This is a genomic window from Streptomyces sp. NPDC030820, assembly GCF_055572075.1.
This window is the reverse complement of record NZ_JBVIEB010000004.1, coordinates 441,970-461,881: the sequence shown is the minus strand read 5'-3', so window position 1 is coordinate 461,881 and position 19,912 is coordinate 441,970. Positions and strand designations below refer to the sequence as shown.

The 19,912-nt window shown below is 70.7% G+C and carries 18 protein-coding genes; 9 read left to right on the top strand and 9 right to left on the bottom strand.

The window, feature by feature from the left end; translation table 11 throughout:
- Window positions 1–40 precede the first annotated feature (40 nt).
- Entirely contained in the window at window positions 41–2,440 is a 2,400-nt protein-coding gene (locus ACZ418_RS13925; RefSeq protein ID WP_468361939.1) for an HAD-IC family P-type ATPase, read from the bottom strand.
- A gap of 46 nt (window positions 2,441–2,486) precedes the next feature.
- The gene (locus ACZ418_RS13920) at window positions 2,487–2,753 is read right to left on the bottom strand and encodes a DUF2530 domain-containing protein (protein WP_468361936.1); all 267 of its coding nucleotides are present in this window, start codon (window positions 2,751–2,753) and stop codon (window positions 2,487–2,489) included.
- A 150-nt stretch (window positions 2,754–2,903) separates the two neighbouring features.
- Here ACZ418_RS13920 and ACZ418_RS13915 point away from each other — a divergent pair, with 150 nt between their 5' ends.
- Window positions 2,904–4,355: an NCS2 family permease gene (locus ACZ418_RS13915; RefSeq protein ID WP_468361933.1), complete on the top strand. Its 1,452-nt coding sequence runs from the start codon at window positions 2,904–2,906 to the stop codon at window positions 4,353–4,355.
- A gap of 21 nt (window positions 4,356–4,376) precedes the next feature.
- On the opposite strand, the gene ACZ418_RS13910 is transcribed toward ACZ418_RS13915, so the two are convergent.
- A complete protein-coding gene (locus tag ACZ418_RS13910; RefSeq protein ID WP_468361930.1) occupies window positions 4,377–4,592 on the bottom strand; it encodes a ribbon-helix-helix protein, CopG family in 216 nt (71 codons plus the stop codon).
- A 121-nt stretch (window positions 4,593–4,713) separates the two neighbouring features.
- Here ACZ418_RS13910 and ACZ418_RS13905 point away from each other — a divergent pair, with 121 nt between their 5' ends.
- The 4 genes from ACZ418_RS13905 (at window position 4,714) to thpR (ending at window position 8,550) form a co-directional block, all read left to right on the top strand.
- Window positions 4,714–5,151 carry a MarR family winged helix-turn-helix transcriptional regulator gene (locus tag ACZ418_RS13905; RefSeq protein ID WP_468361927.1) on the top strand — a complete coding sequence of 146 codons (438 nt, stop codon included), beginning with the start codon at window positions 4,714–4,716 and terminating at the stop codon, window positions 5,149–5,151.
- A 24-nt stretch (window positions 5,152–5,175) separates the two neighbouring features.
- Window positions 5,176–6,522: an MFS transporter gene (locus tag ACZ418_RS13900; RefSeq protein ID WP_468361924.1), complete on the top strand. Its 1,347-nt coding sequence runs from the start codon at window positions 5,176–5,178 to the stop codon at window positions 6,520–6,522.
- A gap of 129 nt (window positions 6,523–6,651) precedes the next feature.
- Entirely contained in the window at window positions 6,652–7,827 is a 1,176-nt protein-coding gene (locus ACZ418_RS13895; RefSeq protein ID WP_468361921.1) for a TIGR03118 family protein, read from the top strand.
- Window positions 7,828–7,977: 150 nt separating this feature from the next.
- Complete coding sequence (gene thpR / locus ACZ418_RS13890; RefSeq protein ID WP_468361919.1) at window positions 7,978–8,550, top strand: RNA 2',3'-cyclic phosphodiesterase; 573 nt, start codon at window positions 7,978–7,980, stop codon at window positions 8,548–8,550.
- Window positions 8,551–8,784: 234 nt separating this feature from the next.
- On the opposite strand, the gene ACZ418_RS13885 is transcribed toward thpR, so the two are convergent.
- From ACZ418_RS13885 to ACZ418_RS13875, 3 genes are all read right to left on the bottom strand, one after another.
- Window positions 8,785–9,780 carry an aldo/keto reductase gene (locus ACZ418_RS13885; RefSeq protein ID WP_468361916.1) on the bottom strand — a complete coding sequence of 332 codons (996 nt, stop codon included), beginning with the start codon at window positions 9,778–9,780 and terminating at the stop codon, window positions 8,785–8,787.
- A gap of 57 nt (window positions 9,781–9,837) precedes the next feature.
- Window positions 9,838–10,395 (bottom strand): Uma2 family endonuclease, encoded by a 558-nt coding sequence (locus ACZ418_RS13880; RefSeq protein WP_468361913.1) that lies wholly within the window; start codon window positions 10,393–10,395, stop codon window positions 9,838–9,840.
- Window positions 10,396–10,510: 115 nt separating this feature from the next.
- Entirely contained in the window at window positions 10,511–11,194 is a 684-nt protein-coding gene (locus tag ACZ418_RS13875) for an SGNH/GDSL hydrolase family protein (RefSeq protein ID WP_468361910.1), read from the bottom strand.
- A 112-nt stretch (window positions 11,195–11,306) separates the two neighbouring features.
- On the opposite strand from ACZ418_RS13875, the gene ACZ418_RS13870 reads away from it, so the two are divergent.
- A complete protein-coding gene (locus tag ACZ418_RS13870) occupies window positions 11,307–12,293 on the top strand; it encodes a TolB-like translocation protein (RefSeq protein ID WP_468361907.1) in 987 nt (328 codons plus the stop codon).
- Window positions 12,294–12,561: 268 nt separating this feature from the next.
- Here the strand turns inward: ACZ418_RS13870 and ACZ418_RS13865 are convergent, their stop codons facing one another.
- Both ACZ418_RS13865 and ACZ418_RS13860 read right to left on the bottom strand, forming a co-directional pair.
- A complete protein-coding gene (locus ACZ418_RS13865) occupies window positions 12,562–12,987 on the bottom strand; it encodes a DUF4267 domain-containing protein (RefSeq protein WP_097257853.1) in 426 nt (141 codons plus the stop codon).
- 358 nt (window positions 12,988–13,345) lie between these two features.
- Window positions 13,346–13,792 carry an anthrone oxygenase family protein gene (locus tag ACZ418_RS13860; protein WP_468361903.1) on the bottom strand — a complete coding sequence of 149 codons (447 nt, stop codon included), beginning with the start codon at window positions 13,790–13,792 and terminating at the stop codon, window positions 13,346–13,348.
- A gap of 91 nt (window positions 13,793–13,883) precedes the next feature.
- Between ACZ418_RS13860 and ACZ418_RS13855 the strand changes: the two genes are divergently transcribed.
- Complete coding sequence (locus tag ACZ418_RS13855) at window positions 13,884–14,462, top strand: TetR/AcrR family transcriptional regulator (RefSeq protein ID WP_468361900.1); 579 nt, start codon at window positions 13,884–13,886, stop codon at window positions 14,460–14,462.
- Between the two features lie 476 nt (window positions 14,463–14,938).
- Here ACZ418_RS13855 and serC read toward each other — a convergent pair whose 3' ends face one another.
- Window positions 14,939–16,057: a phosphoserine transaminase gene (serC, locus tag ACZ418_RS13850; RefSeq protein ID WP_468361897.1), complete on the bottom strand. Its 1,119-nt coding sequence runs from the start codon at window positions 16,055–16,057 to the stop codon at window positions 14,939–14,941.
- Between the two features lie 155 nt (window positions 16,058–16,212).
- Here serC and ACZ418_RS13845 point away from each other — a divergent pair, with 155 nt between their 5' ends.
- Both ACZ418_RS13845 and ACZ418_RS13840 read left to right on the top strand, forming a co-directional pair.
- Complete coding sequence (locus ACZ418_RS13845) at window positions 16,213–19,143, top strand: FAD-binding and (Fe-S)-binding domain-containing protein (RefSeq protein ID WP_468361894.1); 2,931 nt, start codon at window positions 16,213–16,215, stop codon at window positions 19,141–19,143.
- Window positions 19,140–19,907 (top strand): metallophosphoesterase family protein, encoded by a 768-nt coding sequence (locus tag ACZ418_RS13840; protein WP_468361891.1) that lies wholly within the window; start codon window positions 19,140–19,142, stop codon window positions 19,905–19,907. Before ACZ418_RS13845 ends, ACZ418_RS13840 begins: the two co-directional genes overlap by 4 nt.
- Window positions 19,908–19,912: the final 5 nt, after the last annotated feature.

Sequence of the window (19,912 nt, the reverse complement as noted above, 5' to 3'; positions counted from 1 at the left end):
CCCTCCGGCGTCCATCCCCCCGGACGTCGTCGGCCCCAGCTCAGCGCAGCGCCTCGCGGCGGTCGACCCACTTCCACAGCCACTCCAGGGCGACCGCCGCCACCACCGCGATGCCGACGGCGGTCCACGGCATCGTGACCCCCACCAGCTTCAGCGCGAAGAAGCCCTGCAGCGCCGGGACGGCCAGGACCAGCAGGAACGCCACGCCCATCGCGGCCACCAGGGCCAGGCGCCACCAGGTGTAGGGGCGGGCGATGATCGCCAGGATCCACAGGGAGACCAGGAAGAGCGTGAGGGTGGCCGCGCTGGTCTCCGCGTCCAACTGGCCGTTTCCCGTGTAGTGGTCACGGGCGACCAGGTACGTCACGAAGGTCGCCGCCCCCGCCACCACGCCACCGGGGATCGAGTACCGCATGACCCTGCGCACGAAGTGCGGTTTCGCCCGCTCCTTGTTGGGTGCCAGGGCCAGGAAGAACGCCGGGACGCCGATGGTGAGGGTGGACAGCAGGGTCAGATGCCGGGGCAGGAACGGATACTGCACCTGCCAGCAGACCACCAGGACGGCCAGCAGCACCGAATAGACCGTCTTCACCAGGAACAGCGTCGCCACGCGCGTGATGTTGCCGATCACCCGGCGGCCCTCGCCGACCACCGACGGCAGGCTGGCGAAGCTGTTGTTCAGCAGCACGATCTGCGCCACCGCCCGCGTCGCCTCCGAGCCGGAGCCCATGGCGACCCCGATGTCGGCGTCCTTCAGCGCGAGCACGTCGTTCACGCCGTCGCCGGTCATCGCGACCGTGTGCCCGTGCGACTGCAGCGCCCCGACCATGTCCCGCTTCTGCTGCGGGCTGACCCGCCCGAAGATCGTCCCCTGGTCCAGCGCGTCCGCCATGCCCGCCCGGTCGGCCGGCAGGTGCCGCGCGTCCACCGTCGTGCCGTCCAGGCCCAGCTTGGCGGCGACCGCGCCGACCGACACCGCGTTGTCGCCGGAGATGACCTTGGCGCGGACGTTCTGGTCCGCGAAGTAGCGCAGGGTGTCGGCGGCGTCCGGCCGCAGCCGCTGTTCCAGGACGACGAGGGCGGTGGGGCGGGCGCCATGGGCCGGCTCGGGGTCGTCCAGGTCGCGGCTCGCCCGGGTCAGCAGCAGCACCCGCAGCCCCTGCTTGTTGAGGCGCTCGGTTTCGGCCAGGGCCGGGTCGCCGTCGGCGAGGAGGACATCGGGGGCGCCGAGCAGCCACGTACTGGTCTCGCCGTCGGCCTCGCTGAACGCGGCCCCGCTGTACTTGCGGGCCGAGGAGAAGGGCAGCGACTCCACGCAGCGCCAGTCCTCGCTGTCCGGGTAGGCGTCGATGATGGCCTGGAGGGAGGCGTTGGGGCGCGGGTCGGACTCGCCGAGGGCGCCGAGCACCCTGCGTACGTAACCCTCGTCGGCCCCGTCGAGCGCCCGTAGCTCGGTGACGTCCATGCCGCCCTCGGTGAGCGTGCCGGTCTTGTCCAGGCAGACGGTGTCGACGCGGGCGAGCCCCTCGATCGCCGGTAGCTCCTGCACAAGACACTGTTTCCGGCCGAGCCGGATGACCCCGATCGCGAAGGCGACCGAGGTGAGCAGGACGAGCCCCTCCGGGACCATCGGGACGATGCCGCCGACCGTGCGGGCGACGGAGTCCTTGAAGCCGTTGCTCTTGACGACGAGCTGGGTGATGACGAGGCCGATCGCCGCCGGGACCATCATCCAGGTGACGTACTTGAGGATCGTGGAGATGCCGGTGCGCAGCTCGGAGTGGACCAGGGTGAAGCGGGAGGCCTCCTCGGCGAGCTGGGCGGCGTAGGCCTCGCGGCCGACCTTGGTCGCCTGGAAGGCGCCGCCGCCCGCGACGACGAAGCTGCCGGACATGACCGGATCGCCGGGGCGCTTGACGACGGGGTCGGCCTCACCGGTGAGCAGCGACTCGTCGATCTCCAGCCCGTCGGCCTCGACGCAGACGCCGTCCACCACGGCCTTGTCGCCGGGGCCGATCTGTATGAGGTCGTCGAGGACGATCTCATGGATGGCGACCTCGATGGCCGTCCCGTCTCTTCGTACCGTCGGCCGGGCCTCGCCGATCACCGCGAGCGAGTCGAGGGTCTGCTTGGCCCGCCACTCCTGGATGATGCCGATGCCGGTGTTGGCGATGATCACGAAGCCGAAGAGGCTGTCCTGGATCGGCGCGACGAACAGCATGACCAGCCAGAGCACGCCGATGATCGCGTTGAACCGGGTGAGGACGTTCGCCCGGACGATCTCGACCGGTGACCGGCTGCTGCGCACCGGTACGTCGTTGACCTGGCCGCGGGTGACACGCTCCGCGACCTCGGCCCGGGTGAGCCCTGCCGACCTGGTCATCGGTAGGGCCACCGGGTGCACGGGGTCGAGTTCCGCACCCGCGTCTATGTGGGTCATGTCATCGACGGTACGTGCGGATTTGCCCGCTTGCCCGCTTTACGAGTTACTCGGTCGACGCCGAATGCAGGGCGGCCGCCCGCTTGATCGCCGCGTCCCGCCTCCGGACGTACCAGATGCCGATCAGCCCCAGCCCGCCCCCGGCCAGGCAGGTCCACAGCCACCACAGATGCCCGTGGTCCTCGAACCAGCCGTAGAAGGGGAGCTGGACGAGGAAGAGGACGAACCAGACGATCGTGCCGCCGGTGATGGTGGCGACCACGGGGCCCTCCAGGGGCTCGGGCGCCTCGTGCTTGGGGGTCCACTTGGCCATGGGCACAGCTTAAGCGGCTGGTCGTTCTACGCGCGGAGATGGCGTTCTCGGACTCATACGTTCATACTGAAACCGTTTGGCTGTGTCCGCTTCTGTTCGTATGAAACTCCAATGAGGCTCGGGGGAACCGCATTGGTGATGGAGACCCGCATGTCCACCTCGGCACCCGCCAAGGTCCCCACCCCCGAGATTCCGGGCGGTGTGCCCGCCCAGGGCGCCCTCGACCGCTACTTCAGGATTTCCGAGCGCGGCAGTTCCGTCGCGCGGGAGATCCGCGGAGGTTTCGCCACCTTCTTCGCGATGGCGTACATCATCGTGCTGAACCCGATCATCCTCGGCAGCGCGAAGGACATGTACGGGCACCACCTGGACAACGGCCAGCTGGTCACGGCCACCGCGCTGACGGCCGCGTTCACCACCCTCCTCATGGGTGTCATCGGCAACGTCCCGATCGCCCTCGCCGCGGGCCTCGGCGTGAACTCGGTCGTCGCCCTCCAGCTGGCGCCCCGGATGTCCTGGCCGGACGCGATGGGCATGGTCGTCCTCGCGGGCTTCGTGGTCATGCTGCTGGTCGCCACGGGGCTGCGCGAGCGCGTGATGAACGCCGTGCCGTTCGGGCTGCGCAAGGCGATCTCGATCGGTATCGGCCTGTTCATCATGCTGATCGGCCTGGTCGACTCTGGCTTCGTCACCCGGATGCCGGACGCCGCCCAGACCACCGTCCCGGTCCAGCTCGGCACCGGCGGCCATCTGCACGGCTGGCCGGTGCTGGTCTTCATCCTGGGCGCGCTGCTGACCTTCGCGCTGATCGTCCGCAAGGTGCCGGGCGCGATCCTGATCTCGATCGTCGGCATGACCGTCCTCGCGCTGATCCTCAACGCGGTCACCACGATCCCGTCCTGGGGTCTGACGGTCCCGAAGTGGCCGGGCAACCCGGTCGCGAGCCCCGACTTCGGCCTGGTCGGCCAGGTCAGCCTGTTCGGCGGCTTCTCCAAGGTCGGCGTGCTGACCGGCATCCTCTTCGTCTTCACGGTCCTGCTGTCGTGCTTCTTCGACGCGATGGGCACGATCATGGGCGTCAGTGACGAGGCCAAGCTGACCGACGCAGAGGGCTACATGCCCGGTATCAACCGGGTCCTGTTCATCGACGGCCTCGCGGTCGCGGCGGGCGGCGCCAGCTCCTCCTCGGCCACCACCGCGTTCGTGGAGTCCACGGCCGGCGTCGGCGAGGGCGCCCGCACGGGCCTCGCGAACGTCGTCACGGGCGGCCTCTTCGCCGTCGCGCTGTTCCTCGCACCGGTCGCCACGATGGTGCCGTCCCAGGCGGCGACCCCGGCGCTGATCGCGGTCGGCTTCCTGATCCTTTCGAACTCGATCAAGGAGATCGACTGGGCGGACTACACCATCGCGATCCCGGCGTTCGTGACGATGCTGATGATGCCGTTCACCTACTCGATCACCAACGGCATCGGCATGGGCTTCATCACCTTCACGGTGCTGCGCCTGGCCGCCGGTCGGTTCCGGGAGATCCCGGCCGCGATGTACGTCGTCTCGGCGGTCTTCGCCTTCTACTACCTGATGCCGGCCCTGGGCCTGACCTGAGCCCACTGCGGTTCTACGGCGTCAGGTGACGCCGTAGAACCGCTCCGTCTCCTCGACGGCGGCCTGGAACCGCTCGTCGAAGTCGTCCCGGATGAGCGTGCGGACCACATAGTCCTGCACGCTCATTCCTCTTTTCGCCGCGTGCTGCCGGAGTCTTTCGAGCAGCTCTCCGTCTATGCGCAGACTGAGCACACTGGTCGCCATGCGTACGAGGGTCGCCACATCCGGCCACCCCATGCGTCACTTTCAGGAACCGACTCACTCGTTTGGGTGATCGATTGGTTCAGTGGCGGGTATCACGGACATGCGGGCGTGTCGCGGTGGTCTTTAGCGAGGGTAATGAGTTACCCTAAAGAACATGCCGGACCTCACCCATGGCGACGACGCTGCCGCCGTGAACGCCCTCCGCTCCGCCGTGATGCGGCTGTCCCGTCGGCTCAAGCACCAGCGGGTCGACGAGTCGCTGAGCCCCACCGAGATGTCGGTGCTCGGCACCCTCGCCCGCTGCGGCTCGGCCACCCCGGGCGAGCTCGCCCGCATGGAGCACGTCCAGCCGCCGTCGATGACCCGTATCGTCGCGCTGCTGGAGGCCAAGGGGCTGGTCCGGCTCGAGCCGCACCCCGAGGACCGGCGCCAGAAGGTCGTCACCCAGACCGAGCAGGCCGAGGCGATGCTCGAGGAGAGCCGCCGCAAGCGCAACGCTTTCCTGGCCGGCCTGGTCGAGGGCCTCGACGAGGACGAGTGGGCCAAACTGCGCGCCGCCGCCCCCGTGCTGGAGAAGCTCGCACACCTTTAAGCACCATCCAGGAGGCGAACCCTTTTGAGTACGGGATCCGGAACACCTTCCGCCCCCGCACCGACCGTCACTACCACCCCCACCGCCCGCAAGGGCTCGATGTTCAGCTCGCTGAGGATCAGGAACTACCGCCTCTTCTTCATCGGCCAGGTCGTCTCCAACACCGGCACCTGGATGCAGCGCATCGCCCAGGACTGGCTCGTCCTCAGCCTCACCGGCTCCTCCGCCGCCGTGGGCATCACGACGGCCCTGCAGTTCCTGCCGATGCTCCTCTTCGGCCTCTACGGCGGAGTCCTGGTCGACCGCCTCCCCAAGCGCCCCACGCTGCTGGTCACGCAGGCCGCCATGGCCGTGACGGGCCTGGCGCTCGCCCTTCTCACGCTCAGCGGCCATGTCCAGGTCTGGCACGTCTACGTCGTCGCCTTCGCCGTCGGCCTCGCCACGGTGCTCGACAACCCGGCCCGCCAGTCCTTCGTCTCCGAGATGGTCGGCCCCGAGCAGCTGCAGAACGCGGTCAGCCTGAACTCGGCGAACTTCCAGTCCGCCCGACTGGTCGGCCCCGCGGTCGCCGGTCTGCTGATCACCGGCGTGGGCACCGGCTGGGCGTTCCTCGCCAACGGCCTGTCCTTCGTCGCGCCCATCACCGGCCTGCTGCTGATGCGCGCCCGTGAACTGCACGCGGTCCGGCGCGCGCCCCGCGGCAAGGGCCAGCTGCGGGAAGGCCTGCAGTACGTGGCGGGGCGCCCCGAGCTGATCTGGCCGATCGTGCTCGTCGGCTTCATCGGCACCTTCGGCTTCAACTTCCCGGTGTGGCTGTCGGCCTACGCGAACGGCGTCTTCCACTCCGGCGCCGGCTCCTACAGCCTCTTCAACACCCTGATGGCCGTCGGCTCCCTGTGCGGCGCCCTGCTGGCCGCCCGGCGCGGCACGGCCCGGCTGCGCATCCTGATCGCCGCCGCGCTCGCCTTCGGCGCGCTGGAGGTGGTGGCCGCACTGGCCCCGTCGTACTGGCTGTTCGCGCTGCTCATGGTCCCGATCGGGGTCTTCGGCCTGACGGTCAACGTCACCGCGAACACCGCCGTGCAGATGGCCACCGACCCGGCCATGCGCGGCCGGGTGATGTCCCTGTTCATGATGGTGTTCATGGGCGGTACGCCGCTGGGCGCGCCGGTCGTCGGCTGGATCACCGACACCTACGGCGCCCGGGTCGGCTTCGCCCTCGGCGGCCTGATCTCGGCCGCGGCCGCCGCCGGTATCGGCCTGGTCCTCGCCCGCATCGGCGGTCTGCGGCTGGCGGTGGGCTGGCACCACGGCCATCCGCGGGTCCGCTTCGTCCCGCGCGAGCGGGAGCAGCTGGCGACGGCGGCGTAGCGGCCGCCACCGCCGGTGCTCGCACGGGTGTGTGTCTGCGTGTCGATCGTGGGTGTGATTGCCCTGTCATGAGATTACTTCTGCCAGTACGTCGTATTTGGCACCCCGTAGGGGAACAGGAGCATCCGCATGGCATCACTGGCATCGATCCCGAGATCCCGCTCCCGCGTGCGGCAGCTGGCGGCGGTCGCGCTGACCCTCGGCGCGGTCGGCGCGCTCGCCGCCGCCGTGCCGTCCGGGGCCGTGGACACGCCACGCCGGGCCGGCCACGGCTTCCGCGAGCGCGATCTCGTGTCGGACATTGCGGGCAGGGCGGAGCTGCAGGACCAGAACCTGGTCAACCCCTGGGGTCTGGTCCGCACGGCGAGCGGTGCGATCAGGGTCTCCAACAACGGAACCAACACGTCCACGGTGTACACGGGCGCCCGGGACGACCGGCCGGTCATCGCCCTGTCCCCCGTCATCCAGCTCCCCGAGGACGCCGACCCGACCGGGATCGTGCGCAACGACACCGGCGCCTTCCGCTTCACCGCCTCCCAGAGGTCCGGTCCCGCGCGGTACATCTTCGCGGGGGAGGGCGGTGGCCTCTTCGCGTTCAACCCGAACGTGGACCCGACGCACGCCGTCCGCGTCGCGCAGGAGGACGACGCCGTGTTCAAGGGCCTGACGCTGGTGGACTGCCGGAAGAAGGAGACGAAGGACACGAAGGGCGCGCAATGCCGCAAGGGCGGCGAGCGGCAGTCGCGCATCCTCGTCGCGAACTTCCGTGACGCGCGCATCGACGCCTTCGACACCGACTTCAACCAGGTGAACCTGCCCGCCGGCGCGTTCCGCGACCCGAACCTCCCCGCCGACTACGCGCCCTTCGACGTCAAGAAGATCGGCCAGCGGGTCTTCGTGACGTACGCCCAGCAGGACCAGGAGAAGAAGGACGACGTCCCCGGCGCCGGCCACGGCTTCATCGACGTGTTCACCACCGGGGGCAGGCTGGTCGAGCGCTTCGCGAGCCGGGGCGTGCTCAACTCGCCCTGGGGCCTGGAGACGGCGCCCAAGGGGTTCGGGAAGTTCGCGGGTGACCTTCTCGTGGGCAACTTCGGCGACGGCCGCATCCATGCCTTCGACCTGAGGACCAGCCGGTTCGAGGGAACCCTGAAGGACCGCAACGGCCGGCCGATCGTGATCGACGGCCTGTGGGGACTGCAGCAGGGCACCGACCGGTCCGGCGGCCGGGACAGCGTCTGGTTCGCCGCGGGAATCGGGGACGAGCAGCACGGCCTGCTCGGCACGCTGCGCGCCGAGCGCTGACCGTCGACCCGACGTGCGGTGCTCGCCGGGCGGTCACACCCGCCGGGCGAGCACCTGCCCCGGCCTGTGGTTCTCGCAGGTGGTGTACGACTGCGTCGGCGTGATCGTCATGGGCTCATCCTTCCCGCGCGGGTCTGCGAAGGTGAAGACATGAGACTCTTCGCCGCCGTGCTCCCTCCGGAGAATGTCGTCCATGAACTCGCCGTCGAAGTGGCCAAGTTGAAACGGCTGCCCGGCGCGGAGCGGCTGCGCTGGACCAACCGGCCGGGCTGGCACTTCACCCTCGCCTTCTACGGCGAGGTCGCCGACGACCTCGTACCGGACCTGTCGGACCGCCTGGCCCGCGCGGCCCAACGTACGGCGCCCTTCGACCTGGCCCTCTCCGGCGGCGGCCAGTTCGGGCACGGCAAGGCCCTGTGGACCGGCGCCTACGGCGAGGTGGAGGCGATGCGCCTGCTGGCCGACCGGGCGGAGTCGGCGGCGCGGAAGGCGGGCGTGCCGATGGGGGAGCACCGGCGGTACAAGGCCCACCTGACGGTGGCGCGCAGCCGGGACTCGGTGGACGTACGGCCGTATGTCGATCTGCTCCGCGAGTTCACCAGCAGGACCTGGACGGTGCACGAGCTGGTGCTGGTGCGGAGCAATCTGCCGCGGTCGGGGGTGGTGGGGGAGCAGCCGCGCTATGAGGCGGTCGCCCGCTGGGAGCTCGGCGCCGGCCGCTAGGCTCGACGGTGTGGACCCTAAGACTCGGAACCGGATCATGGCCGGCGTGCTTGTGCTGATGTTTGTGGTGGTGGCTGTCTCGGCGGCCGTCAGGTAGTGGTTCGAGGGAGGAGCGGCGGGGGAACTGCGGCCGGTTGCCGGGCGTAGGCCCGTCGTGGCCGGTCGCGCCCGCGCGGCGGGGCCACATGTCACATGCGGCCCCGCTCCCTTACGGGGCGCCGGCGCCTCCCGGAACTACCAGGCGAAGGCCTCCGGGGACGGCCCCGGGCCCGGGAAGATCTCGTCCAGGCCGGCCAGCAGCTCCTCGCTCAGCTCCAGCTCCGAAGCCCTGATCGCGGACTGCAGCTGTTCGGCCGTACGCGGACCGACGATGGGACCCGTCACACCCGGGCGGGTGAGCAGCCAGGCCAGGGCCACCTCGCCGGGCTCCAGGCCGTGCTTGTCGACCAGGTCCTCGTACGCCTGGACCTGGGCCCGGGCGGCCGGGTCCTTGAGGGTGTCGGCGGCCCGGCCGGTGGCGCGGCGGCCGCCCTGGACCTCCTTCTTGATGATCCCGCCGAGCAGACCGCCGTGCAGCGGCGACCACGGGATGACCCCGAGGCCGTAGTCCTGCGCGGCCGGGATGACCTCCATCTCGGCGCGGCGCTCGGCGAGGTTGTACAGGCACTGCTCGCTGACCAGGCCGATGGTGCCGCCGCGGCGGGCGGCGATCTCGTTGGCCTGGGCGATCTTGTAGCCGGGGAAGTTGGAGGAGCCGACGTACAGGATCTTGCCCTGCTGGATCAGGGTGTCGACGGCCTGCCAGATCTCCTCGAACGGGGTGCTGCGGTCGATGTGGTGGAACTGGTACAGGTCGATGTGGTCGGTCTGCAGCCGCTTCAGGCTGGCGTCCACGGCGCGGCGGATGTTCAGCGCGGAGAGTTTGTCGTGGTTGGGCCAGGCGGTCTCGCCGTCGGGGGCCATGTTGGCGTAGACCTTGGTGGCGATGACGACCTTGTCGCGGCGCTCGCCGCCCTGGGCGAACCAGTTGCCTATGATCGTCTCGGTGCGGCCCTTGTTCTCGCCCCACCCGTACACATTGGCCGTGTCGAAGAAGTTGATGCCCGCGTCCAGCGCCGCGTCCATGATGGCGTGGCTGTCGGCCTCGTCGGTCTGCGGCCCGAAGTTCATCGTCCCGAGGACGAGTCGGCCGACCTTGAGTCCCGTGCGTCCAAGCTGCGTGTACTTCATGGTTCTCTAGCCAACGGCTTGAAGTGCGCTCGAAGCAAGGGCTTTCGGCCGGGGGTGTCAGTCGCGGGGGAACTCGTCGGTCTTGAGAGTGAGGCCCAGGGCGGTGGTGGTCATGTCGATGTCCGCTCCGAAGGTGACGGTCAGTTCGCTGACGTACTCACCGTCCTTCGGCTGGCTGTAGAGGTGGCACTTGCCCTGGTAGGGATCCGCGATGAGGTAGACGGGGACCTCGGCGGTGGCGTAGGCCGTCTTCTTGGGGCCGTAGTCGTTGTGCGCCGTGCCCTTCGAGATGACCTCTGCGACGAACTCGACGTCGTCGCAGCGCCAGAGGCCCTTGGGGGTCTTCTCGGCGCCTTCGGCCACGAGGGTGACGTCGGATGCGAAGCCGTTGAGGTGGCCGGGGTAGTCGACGCGGACGTCCGACTTGACGCGCTTGCGCGGGTACTTGGTGCGCAGTTGCTCGACGATGTCGAGAATGATCTCCCAATGGGTGTCCCGCTGCGGCGACCTGAAGATGGCCCCCTCGACGATCTCGACCTTGTATCCCTCGGGGGTGGTCCGCTCGAGCGACTCGAACAGGTCGTCCAGAGTCAGCTCGCCGCTCTCCTCGGCCATCTCGATCCTGTCTTCAAGGACGGTCGTCGTGGCGCTCCTCCCCGGCTGCCCCACGCACCGGTGCAGCCGCGCGGTTCAACGATACGCACGGTGACGAGGAGACGCCGGAAATCGGTCAACCCGTTCCGGCCGCGTACGCCTGTCCGACCCCCCACGCCTCCCACATCGCCCCCGCGAACGCCGCCGCGATCCGGTGCTCCCCGCTCGCGTTGGGATGGGTGCCGTCGTAGGTGTCGACGTGGATGTCGTACGACTTCGGCCGCGAGGCCAGCAGGATCGGTGAGCGGGGTTCGTCCAGGTCGGCGACCGCCTTGGCGAGCAGGATGTTGAAGCGGTCGACCTGCTCGGCGAAGGACGCGTCCGCCTCGGCCCGGATGTTCGGGATCACCGGCAGCAGCACCATGCGGATGCGCGGCTCGGCCGCCCGCGCGCCGGCGACGAAGGCGCGCACGTTCTCCGCCGTCTGCTCGGCGTTGGTGTAGAAGCCCAGGTCGATCAGCCCGAGGGAGACCAGCAGCACGTCCGCCCGGTGCTCCCGTACCGCCTCGCCGATCAGCGGAGCCATGTGCAGCCAGCCCTCGCCCCAGCCGGCCAGGTGGCGGCGGGGGAAGCCGGGCTCGGCGTAGGAGTGGGAGGTCGGGGCGTCGGTCGCCTTGTCGTACAGCTCCTCGCGCGGGCCGACGAAGGTGAACGGGCCGCCGTACGTGTCGCACAGATGCCGCCACAGCCGGTAACGCCATGTGTGCTCGCCCGCACTCCCGATCGTCATGGAGTCACCTACGGGCATGAACCTAAGCATCCGCTCATGATGGACGATCACGCGCACCGATGGGATGTGAGGCCCACCACGTCCGACGGGACCCGGCGGCAGCATGCCCGGTGCCCCCCGGAGGGAATGGCAGTCTTGGCGCATGCGTCCATCGTCCGCCGTCCTCGCCGGGTTGCTGCTCGCCGGCGCCTGTGCGCTGCCCGCCTCCGCCGCCGAGAGCGCCGACGGGGGCGGCGACCAGGGCTTCACCCTCAAGGATCCGCGGATCGCCGAGTCCAGCGGGCTCGCTGCCTCCCACCTCCACCCCGGCGTCTACTGGACGCACAACGACAGCGGCGACGGCCCGTACATCTACGCCGTGGACGGCCGGACCGGCAAGACCGTCGCCCGGATCACCCTGCGCGGCATCGGCGCCCCGCGCGACGTCGAGGCCATCTCCATCGGGCCGCACAACGAGGTCTACCTGGGCGACATCGGCGACAACCTGGGCGGCACGTGGCCGTACGTGTGGATCTACCGGCTGCCCGAGCCGAAGGAGCTGAAGGACCAGACGGTCACCGCCACGCAGTACGTCGTGAAGTACGCGAACGGGCCGCGCGACGCCGAGTCGCTGGTCGTCCACCCGAAGACCGGGCGGGTCTACATCATCGACAAGAAGGAGGACGGCGGGCACCTGTACGAGGGTCCGGCGACCCTCTCCACCTCCGGCGCGAACATCTTCAGGCCGATCGCCCCCGTCGACCTCTGGGCCACGGACGCGGCCTTCTCACCGGACGGCCGACAGCTCGCCGTGCGCGGGTACTTGGGCGGGATCTACTACGACTGGAACGGCGGCCGGATCAAGCGGGAGGGCCAACTCGACGTGCCCCTTCAGGGGCAGGGCGAGGGCGTCTCGTACTCCGCCGACGGGACCGAGCTGCTGTACAGCAGCGAGGGCGCGGGCAGCGAGGTCGTGGCGACGAAGGTGCCCGGTCGGCCGGCCGCCAAGCCCACGTCGGCGAGCGGGAGTTCGGGCACGGCGGGGGGCGGGACCGTGAGCGGGGACGGTCTGAAGGTGGGTGCCGCCGTCGTCGTCGCCGTCGGGCTGGCGTCCCTGTTCGGGCTGCGACGGCTGCGGCGGCGGGGGTGACACGAGTTGCACGATGCCGCCTGCTGGGGCTGCGGCCATCAGGCGACCGACGCGGTCCTATCGGTCAACCCCGACCTGCTGATCTCCGTGGAAACGGTTCGACCCGGTAACGCTTGAGCAGGCGCTTCGCCTGTACGACGCCGTCGAAGATCGGAGCGGGTGGGGGTCGGTGTGCGGGGGACGCCGTAGAGCCTCGTTGTCGAAGCGTTCTTTGGGGCCGGTCCAGAGATAGCCGTGGTGGTGCACGAGTCACGACCCGATCCGCGCCCTAGGCGGGCTGCGGGGCGGGTGTTGCCGGAGCGGCCGCGACCTTGCGGGTCTCGCGCATTATCAGCAGGCCGTTGACCACCATCAGTGTCGCGGTCAGGCAGTGGACGCCGAGCGCGGTGGCCACGGAGCCGTGGTGGGCCAGCACGGTGGCCATGTCGCCGTACGCGGCGAGGGCCTCCACCAGCAGCACCCAGCCCAGCGCCCGGCGGTGGCCCGTCACCAGCAGGATGCCCAGGACCAGGGCCAAGACGACGTCGCGGATTCCCTTGATGATCAGGAAGCCGCCGCCGTCGCCGGACGGCCAGCTCGGCAGGCCGAAGCCCGGCGCCGTCGTCTCCGGGCTCAGGATGAACTCCGTTCCGAACCAGAGGATGAAGAGGATGAAGGCGGCGGCCAGGACGGTGTTGATCTTCTTCAGCGACACGATTCTTCTCCTTGCGAGTCTTCGTCGGCTTGGTGAGCTTCGAGAGGCCCGGTGAGTCGTATGGGGCCCTGAGTCGTGTGGGGCCCTGAGTCGTGTGGGGCCTGATCAGGCCGGGCGGACGCGGCTGATCGAGGGGCGTAGCTTGCCGGGATCGCAGTTGTGGGATCTGAGCGGCAGCTGCGTCCCCGGATGTCGGGATTTCGGTGGCCGGCCGCCCCGGGGGGTGCGGATTGTGCGCCACCGGCGCGGCGTCGGCCTGCGGGGTCGGAAATTCGAAGCCCTCTCGGGGCTCACTCCGACGGGGCGAAAGCCGTCGATATACAGGGGCGAACCAGTGCGTGTCGGGGCAGTGGTGGTGTCAGGTGAGGGCGGCGACCAGCAGGGTGAAGGCGGCGATGATGACGGCGACGCGGACGTAGTGGTAGCGGTTCCAGCGGTGCAGCTGCTGCTTCCAGTCGGCGGGCCGGTTGTCGGGGGTCCAGGTCTTGTTCCGGTTGTTGATCGGGACGAGCAGCAGGATCGACATGACCACGCTGACGATCAGCAGGCCGGCGGCGGTGACGACGAGGCCGGTGCCGTGGTGGTGCCATCCGGCGGCGGCCCAGATCGCGCTGAGGACGAGCGAGCCTATGTACCAGAACGGCATCAGGGCGCCGAGCATCCGGCCGCCGTGGGCGTGGCCGAGCTGGCCGCTGTCCTCGGGAAGCGCGTCCAGGATCCGGTTCATGATGAAGGCGACGGAGAACTCCACCCCCACCATCAGGCCGACGGCGACGGTGGTGACGACCTCGAGTGCGTTGAGCATGACGATCCCTCCGTTGAACTAGCGTTGCTAGCTGATGAGGCAACGCTAGTACTGCTGCCGCTCGCTTGTCTAGCGGTGCTAGGATCGATTCATGTCGGTACAGGAACGCAAGCAGCGCGAACGGGCGGAGCGCGAGCGCCTCATCGTGGCGACCGCCCGCGAACTCGCCGAGCAGCAGGGCTGGGACGCGGTCACCACCCGTCGGCTCGCCGAGCGCATCGAATACAGTCAGCCCGTCCTCTACAGCCACTTCCGCGGCAAGCGCGAGATCATCGGCGCCGTCGCCCTTCAGGGCGCCGCCGAGATGGCCACGGCGGTGCGGGCCGCGACCTCCGCCGCGGACGGCCCGCGCGCCCGGGTCGCCGCCCTGGCCCGCGCCTACCTCGACTTCGCCGCACGCAACCCGGCGGTCTACGACGCCTTGTTCCAGCTCGACGGCGGCCTGGCGTACGCGCAGGAGGACACCCCCGAGCCGCTGAAGGACGCCTTCGCCGCCCTGCTGGAGACTCTCGGCGAGGTTGCCGGCGACGGCGTCCACACGGGGCTGTTCACCGAGGTGTTCTGGGCGGCCCTGCACGGCCTTGCGACCCTGACCCGCGCGGGCCGCCTGCTGCCCGAGGACGCCGAGCCGAGGGTGGAGCTGCTGGTGGACCGGCTCGCCATGGTCTGACACACCGTCCCGGCAGGCACGCAGCCGGGGCCCTCGGGCCCCGCCGCTGCCTGCCTGCGGCAACGCCTCCGGTCACTCGCGTCCACACGGCGCAGCCGCAGATCGCCGGGCCCCGCACCCCGGACGGGGCACCCGCCCCGGAGGTGCCGGATCTCCACCTGGACGACCATTCTCGCGGGATCGCCCTGGAAGACCTGACGGGCATCCGTGAGCGGGTACGGCTTCGCAAGCCACAACGGGCCACCCACTCCAGCTGTGTCTTCGCCGAGCTGGGGCAGTTCATCGCACCTGTGCCGAGTGCGGGTGCTTCGATAAGCGAACCGGGTCTCGCAGGCCCGCTTCGCGCGCCAGTCGTACGGCGTCGCCGTCAACCGTCCTGTCTCACACCCCGAACCGGGACGTGAGACAGGACGCAGACACAGCACCACAGCCAGTGGCGCCCGTTGTGCAAGCCCGGGACTTCAGTCCCGGGCCGTTCACAGCTTCTCGATCACGTAGTCGATGCAGTGCGTCAGCGCCTCGACGTCCGCCGGGTCGATCGCCGGGAACATGGCGACGCGGAGCTGGTTGCGGCCGAGCTTGCGGTAGGGCTCGGTGTCGACGATGCCGTTGGCGCGCAGGGCCTTGGCGACGGCGGCCGCGTCGATCTCGTCGGAGAAGTCGATCGTGCCGATGACCTGCGAGCGCTTGGCCGGGTCGGTGACGAACGGGGTGGCGTACTTGGACTCCTCCGCCCAGGAGTACAGGCGGGTCGAGGAGTCCTTGGTGCGGGCCGTGGACCAGGCGAGACCGCCCTGGCCGTTCAGCCACTCCAGCTGCTGGTTCAGCAGGAACAGCGTGGCGAGGGCCGGGGTGTTGTACGTCTGGTTCTTGCGCGAGTTGTCGATCGCCGTGGGCAGAGAGAAGAACTCCGGGACGTGGCGGCCGGAGGCGTGGACGCGCTCGGCGCGCTCGATCGCGGCCGGGGAGAAGACGCCGATCCACAGGCCGCCGTCGGAGGCGAAGGACTTCTGCGGGGCGAAGTAGTAGACGTCCGTCTCGGACACGTCGACCGGGAGGCCGCCGGCGCCGGAGGTGGCGTCCACGAGGACCAGGGCACCGGGGTCCGCGCCTTCGACACGCTTGATGGGCATCGCGACGCCCGTCGAGGTCTCGTTGTGGGTGAAGGCGTACACGTCCACGCCGGCCTCGGCCCGCGCCTCGGGGTGGGTGCCGGGGTCGGTGGAGATGACGGTGGGCTCGGCCAGCCACGGGGCGAGCCGCGCGGCCTTGGCGAACTTGGAGGAGAACTCGCCGAAGCTCAGGTGCTGGGACTTGTTCTCGATCAGGCCGTGGGTGGCGATGTCCCAGAAGGCGGTCGAGCCGCCGTTGCCGAGGATCACCTCGTAGCCCTCGGGCAGGGAGAACAGCTCGGAGATGCCCTCGCGGACCTTGCCGACCAGGTTCTTGACGGGCGCCTGGCGGTGGGAGGTGCCGAGCAGGGAGCTTCCGGTCGCGGCGAGGGCGTCGAGCGCCTCGGTGCGCACCTTGGAGGGGCCCGCGCCGAAACGTCCGTCGGCGGGCTTGATGTCAGCGGGAATCTGGATGTCGGCCACGAGTCGGAGGGTATCCGGTGGGCGAAACCGGGCGGAACCGTGTCCGTCCGATGAGACGAGATCGCCGGGCCTCGGACTCGTGAATTCATACGACGATATGCGAGAGCTGTGGAAAACTCTCGGTGACTGTCCGTGAGCGGATGCATCCTGGACGCATGACGGATCACTCGGGTCTCGAAGCGGAGCTGCGCGGCGCCGTCCGGGGCGAGGTCGGTTTCGACACCGCCTCCCGGGCGCTGGTCACCATGGACGCGTCCAACTACCGGCGCGTCCCGGCGGGCGTCGTCGCCCCGAGAGACACCGACGACGTGGCCGCCGTGCTGGAGGTCTGCCGGGCGCGCGCGGTGCCGGTGGTGGCGCGCGGCGGGGGCACGTCGATCGCCGGGCAGGCGACCGGCACCGGCGTGGTGCTGGACTTCACCCGGCATATGAACGGCCTGCTGGAGCTGGATCCCGGCACCCGAACGGCCGTCGTCCAACCGGGCCTCGTCCTCGACCGGCTCCAGGAGGCCGCCGCCCCGCACGGTCTGCGCTTCGGCCCGGACCCGTCCACCCACAGCCGGTGCACGCTCGGCGGGATGATCGGCAACAACTCCTGCGGCTCGCACTCGGTCGCCTGGGGCACGACCGCGGACAGTGTGCGGGAGCTGTCCGTCGTCACCGCGCGCGGGCGTCGGCTGCGGCTCGGGCAGGGTTGGGCCGGTGCGCCGGACGGGCTGCGCGAGCTGGCGGAGGGGGAGCTGGCTCGGCTGCGCACCGGCTTCCCGGAGCTGCCCCGCCGCATCTCCGGGTATGCGCTGGACGCGCTGCTGCCCGAGAGGGGCGCCGATGTCGCCCGGTCCTTCTGCGGTTCCGAGGGCACCCTCGGCATCCTCACCGAGGCCGTCGTCCAGCTGGTTCGGGCCCCCCACGCGCGTGCCCTGGCCGTGCTGGCGTACGGCGACGAGAGCGCCGCCGCCGAGGCCGCCGCCGGTCTGCTGCCGTACGGCCCGCTGACGGTGGAGGGCATGGCGGCCGACCTGGTGCGCGCGCCGGCCGGGCTGCCCGAGGGGGGTGCCTGGCTGTTCGTGGAGACCGGCGGGGAGTCGGCGGCCGAGGCACGCGCGCATGCCGAGGCGATCGTCCGCGCGGCCGACGTGATCGACTCCCTGGTGGTCACCGACCCGGCCGCCCAGCGCACCCTGTGGCGCGTCCGCGAGGACGCGAGCGGTACGGCGACGCGCATGCCGGACGGCAGTGAGGCCTGGCCCGGCTGGGAGGACTGCGCGGTGCCGCCCGCCCGGCTCGGCGCCTATCTGCGCGACTTCCGCGCCCTGCTGTCGGCGCACGGCCTGCGCGGCACGCCCTACGGCCACTTCGGCGACGGCTGCATCCACGTCCGCATCGACTTCGACCTGCTCACCGGGGCAGGCATCGGCCGTTTCCGCCGCTTCTCCGAGGAACTGGCCGACCTGGTGGTGGAGCACGGCGGCTCCCTGTCCGGGGAGCACGGCGACGGACAGGCCCGCGCGGAGCTGCTGCCGCGCATGTACGGCGCGCAGACCGTCCGGCTCTTCGAGCGGGCCAAGGCGGTCTGGGACCCGGACGACCTGCTGAACCCGGGGATGCTGGTCCGCCCGGCACGGCTGGACGAGAAACTCCGCTTCTCGGTCCTGCCCCGCGACCCGGTCGACGTGGCCTTCGGCTACCCGGCCGACGCCGGCGACTTCCGCGCCGCCGTCCGCCGCTGCGTCGGCGTCGCCAAGTGCCGTACGACCACGGCGTCCGGGCCCGCCGTGATGTGCCCGTCCTTCCGGGCGACCGGCGAGGAGGAGCACTCCACGCGCGGCCGGGCCCGGCTGCTGCACGAGATGCTGGCCGGCGAACTGGTCACCGACGGCTGGCGTTCGACCGAGGTGCGTGACGCCCTCGACCTGTGCCTGTCCTGCAAGGGCTGCCGCTCCGACTGCCCGGTCGGCGTCGACATGGCCACCTACAAGGCGGAGTTCCTGCACCACCACTACGCCGGCCGGCGCCGTCCCGCCGCGCATGTCTCCATGGGCCGGCTGCCGCAGTGGCTGCGCTGGGTCGCCGTCACCCGCACGGCACCGCTGCTCAACGCCCTCGCCTCGCTGCGGCCGTTGGCCGGTGTCAGCAAACGCCTGGGCGGAATCGCGACCGAGCGGCAGATTCCCCGGCTGGCGACACGGACGTTCACCGGCTGGTGGCGCGGCAGGAAGCCCGCCCACGGCGGCGCCGGGGGGCCGGTGCCGGGGGGCTGGGGCCCGGGGGACCTGGTCGTGCTCTGGCCGGACACCTTCACCGAGCATCTGTCGCCGTCCGTCGGCCGGGCCGCCGTCCGGGTGCTGGAGGCCGCCGGGCTGCGGGTGGCCCTGCCGCCGACGCTGCTGCTGCGCGGGGGAAGGATCGGCGGGGGCGGGACCGGTGACGGCCGGAGCAGGTCGGCCACCGCGCTGCTCACCGCCCGCCGGGCCCGGGTCTGCTGCGGCCTCACCTATGTCTCCACCGGCCAGCTCGACCGCGCCCGCGCGGTCCTGCGGCGCACGCTGGACCTGATGGAGCCGGTGCTGCGGGCCGGGGCCCCGGTCGTCGTCCTGGAACCGAGCTGCGCGGCGGCCCTCCGCACCGACCTGCCGGAGCTGCTGCACGACGACCCGCGCGCCGCCCGCCTCTCCTCGGCCGTCGTCACCTTCGCCGAGGCCCTTCAGCGGCACGCCCCGCACTGGACCCCACCCGCCGTGGACCGCCCGGTCGCCGGCCAGACCCACTGCCACCAGCACGCGGTGCTCGGCGACACCCCCGACCGGCGGCTGCGCGCGGCCGCGGGCCTCACCGGCGAGCTGAGCGGCGGCTGCTGCGGCCTCGCCGGCAACTTCGGTTTCGAGAAGGGCCACTTCGAGGTGTCCAGGGCCTGTGCGGAGGAACAGCTCCTGCCCGCGGTCCGCGGGGCACCCGAGCAGACCGTGGTCCTGGCCGACGGCTTCTCCTGCCGCACCCAGCTGGAGCAGCTGGCCGGGGTGCGGGGCCGGCACCTGGCGGAGGTGCTGGCGGAGGCGCTGGACCATCCGGCGGGAGAGGTGAAGTGACCGAGGAATACGGCAGGCTGGCCGTGCTGTCCGACATTCACGGTGTGCTGCCCGCCCTGGAGGCGGTGCTGGCGGAACCCGAGGTGACGGCGGCCGACCGTATCGTCCTGACCGGCGACATCACCGCGGGCCCGCAGCCGGCGGAGGTGCTGGACCTGCTGCGGGAGCAGGGCGAGCGGGTGCTGTGGCTCACGGGAAACGCCGACCGGGAGCTGGTGGAGTACCGGCGCGGCGAACGCACCGGCATCCCCGACCCCATCGGCCCGCACGCGGCCCGGGCCCTTCGCGAGGAGCAGATCGACTTCCTCGCCGGCCTGCCCCGGACACTCACCCTGCGCGTCCGCAGCCTCGGCACGGTGCTGTTCTGCCATGCCACCCCGCGCGACGACGAGGAGCTGGTGCTGGTGGACTCCCGCCCCGACCGCTGGGCGGAGGTCTTCACCGGCCTCGACCCCGGCATCGGCACGGTCGTCTGCGGCCACACACACATGCCCTACATCCGTCTGGCGCACGGCCGTCTGGTGGTCAATCCCGGCAGCGTCGGCATGCCCTACGGCCGCCCCGGCGCCCACTGGTGCCTCCTGGGCCCCGGCACCGACCTGCGCGTGACGCCGTACGACATCCCGGCGGCCGTCGCCCGGCTCATCGCGGAGTGCGCCTACCCGGAGATCGCCGAGTGGGCCGACCACTACCTGTACGCCCGGGCGACGGACACTCAGGTGCTGGCGGCATGGGGACCGAAGGACGGGAGGGATGGTTCATAGGACGA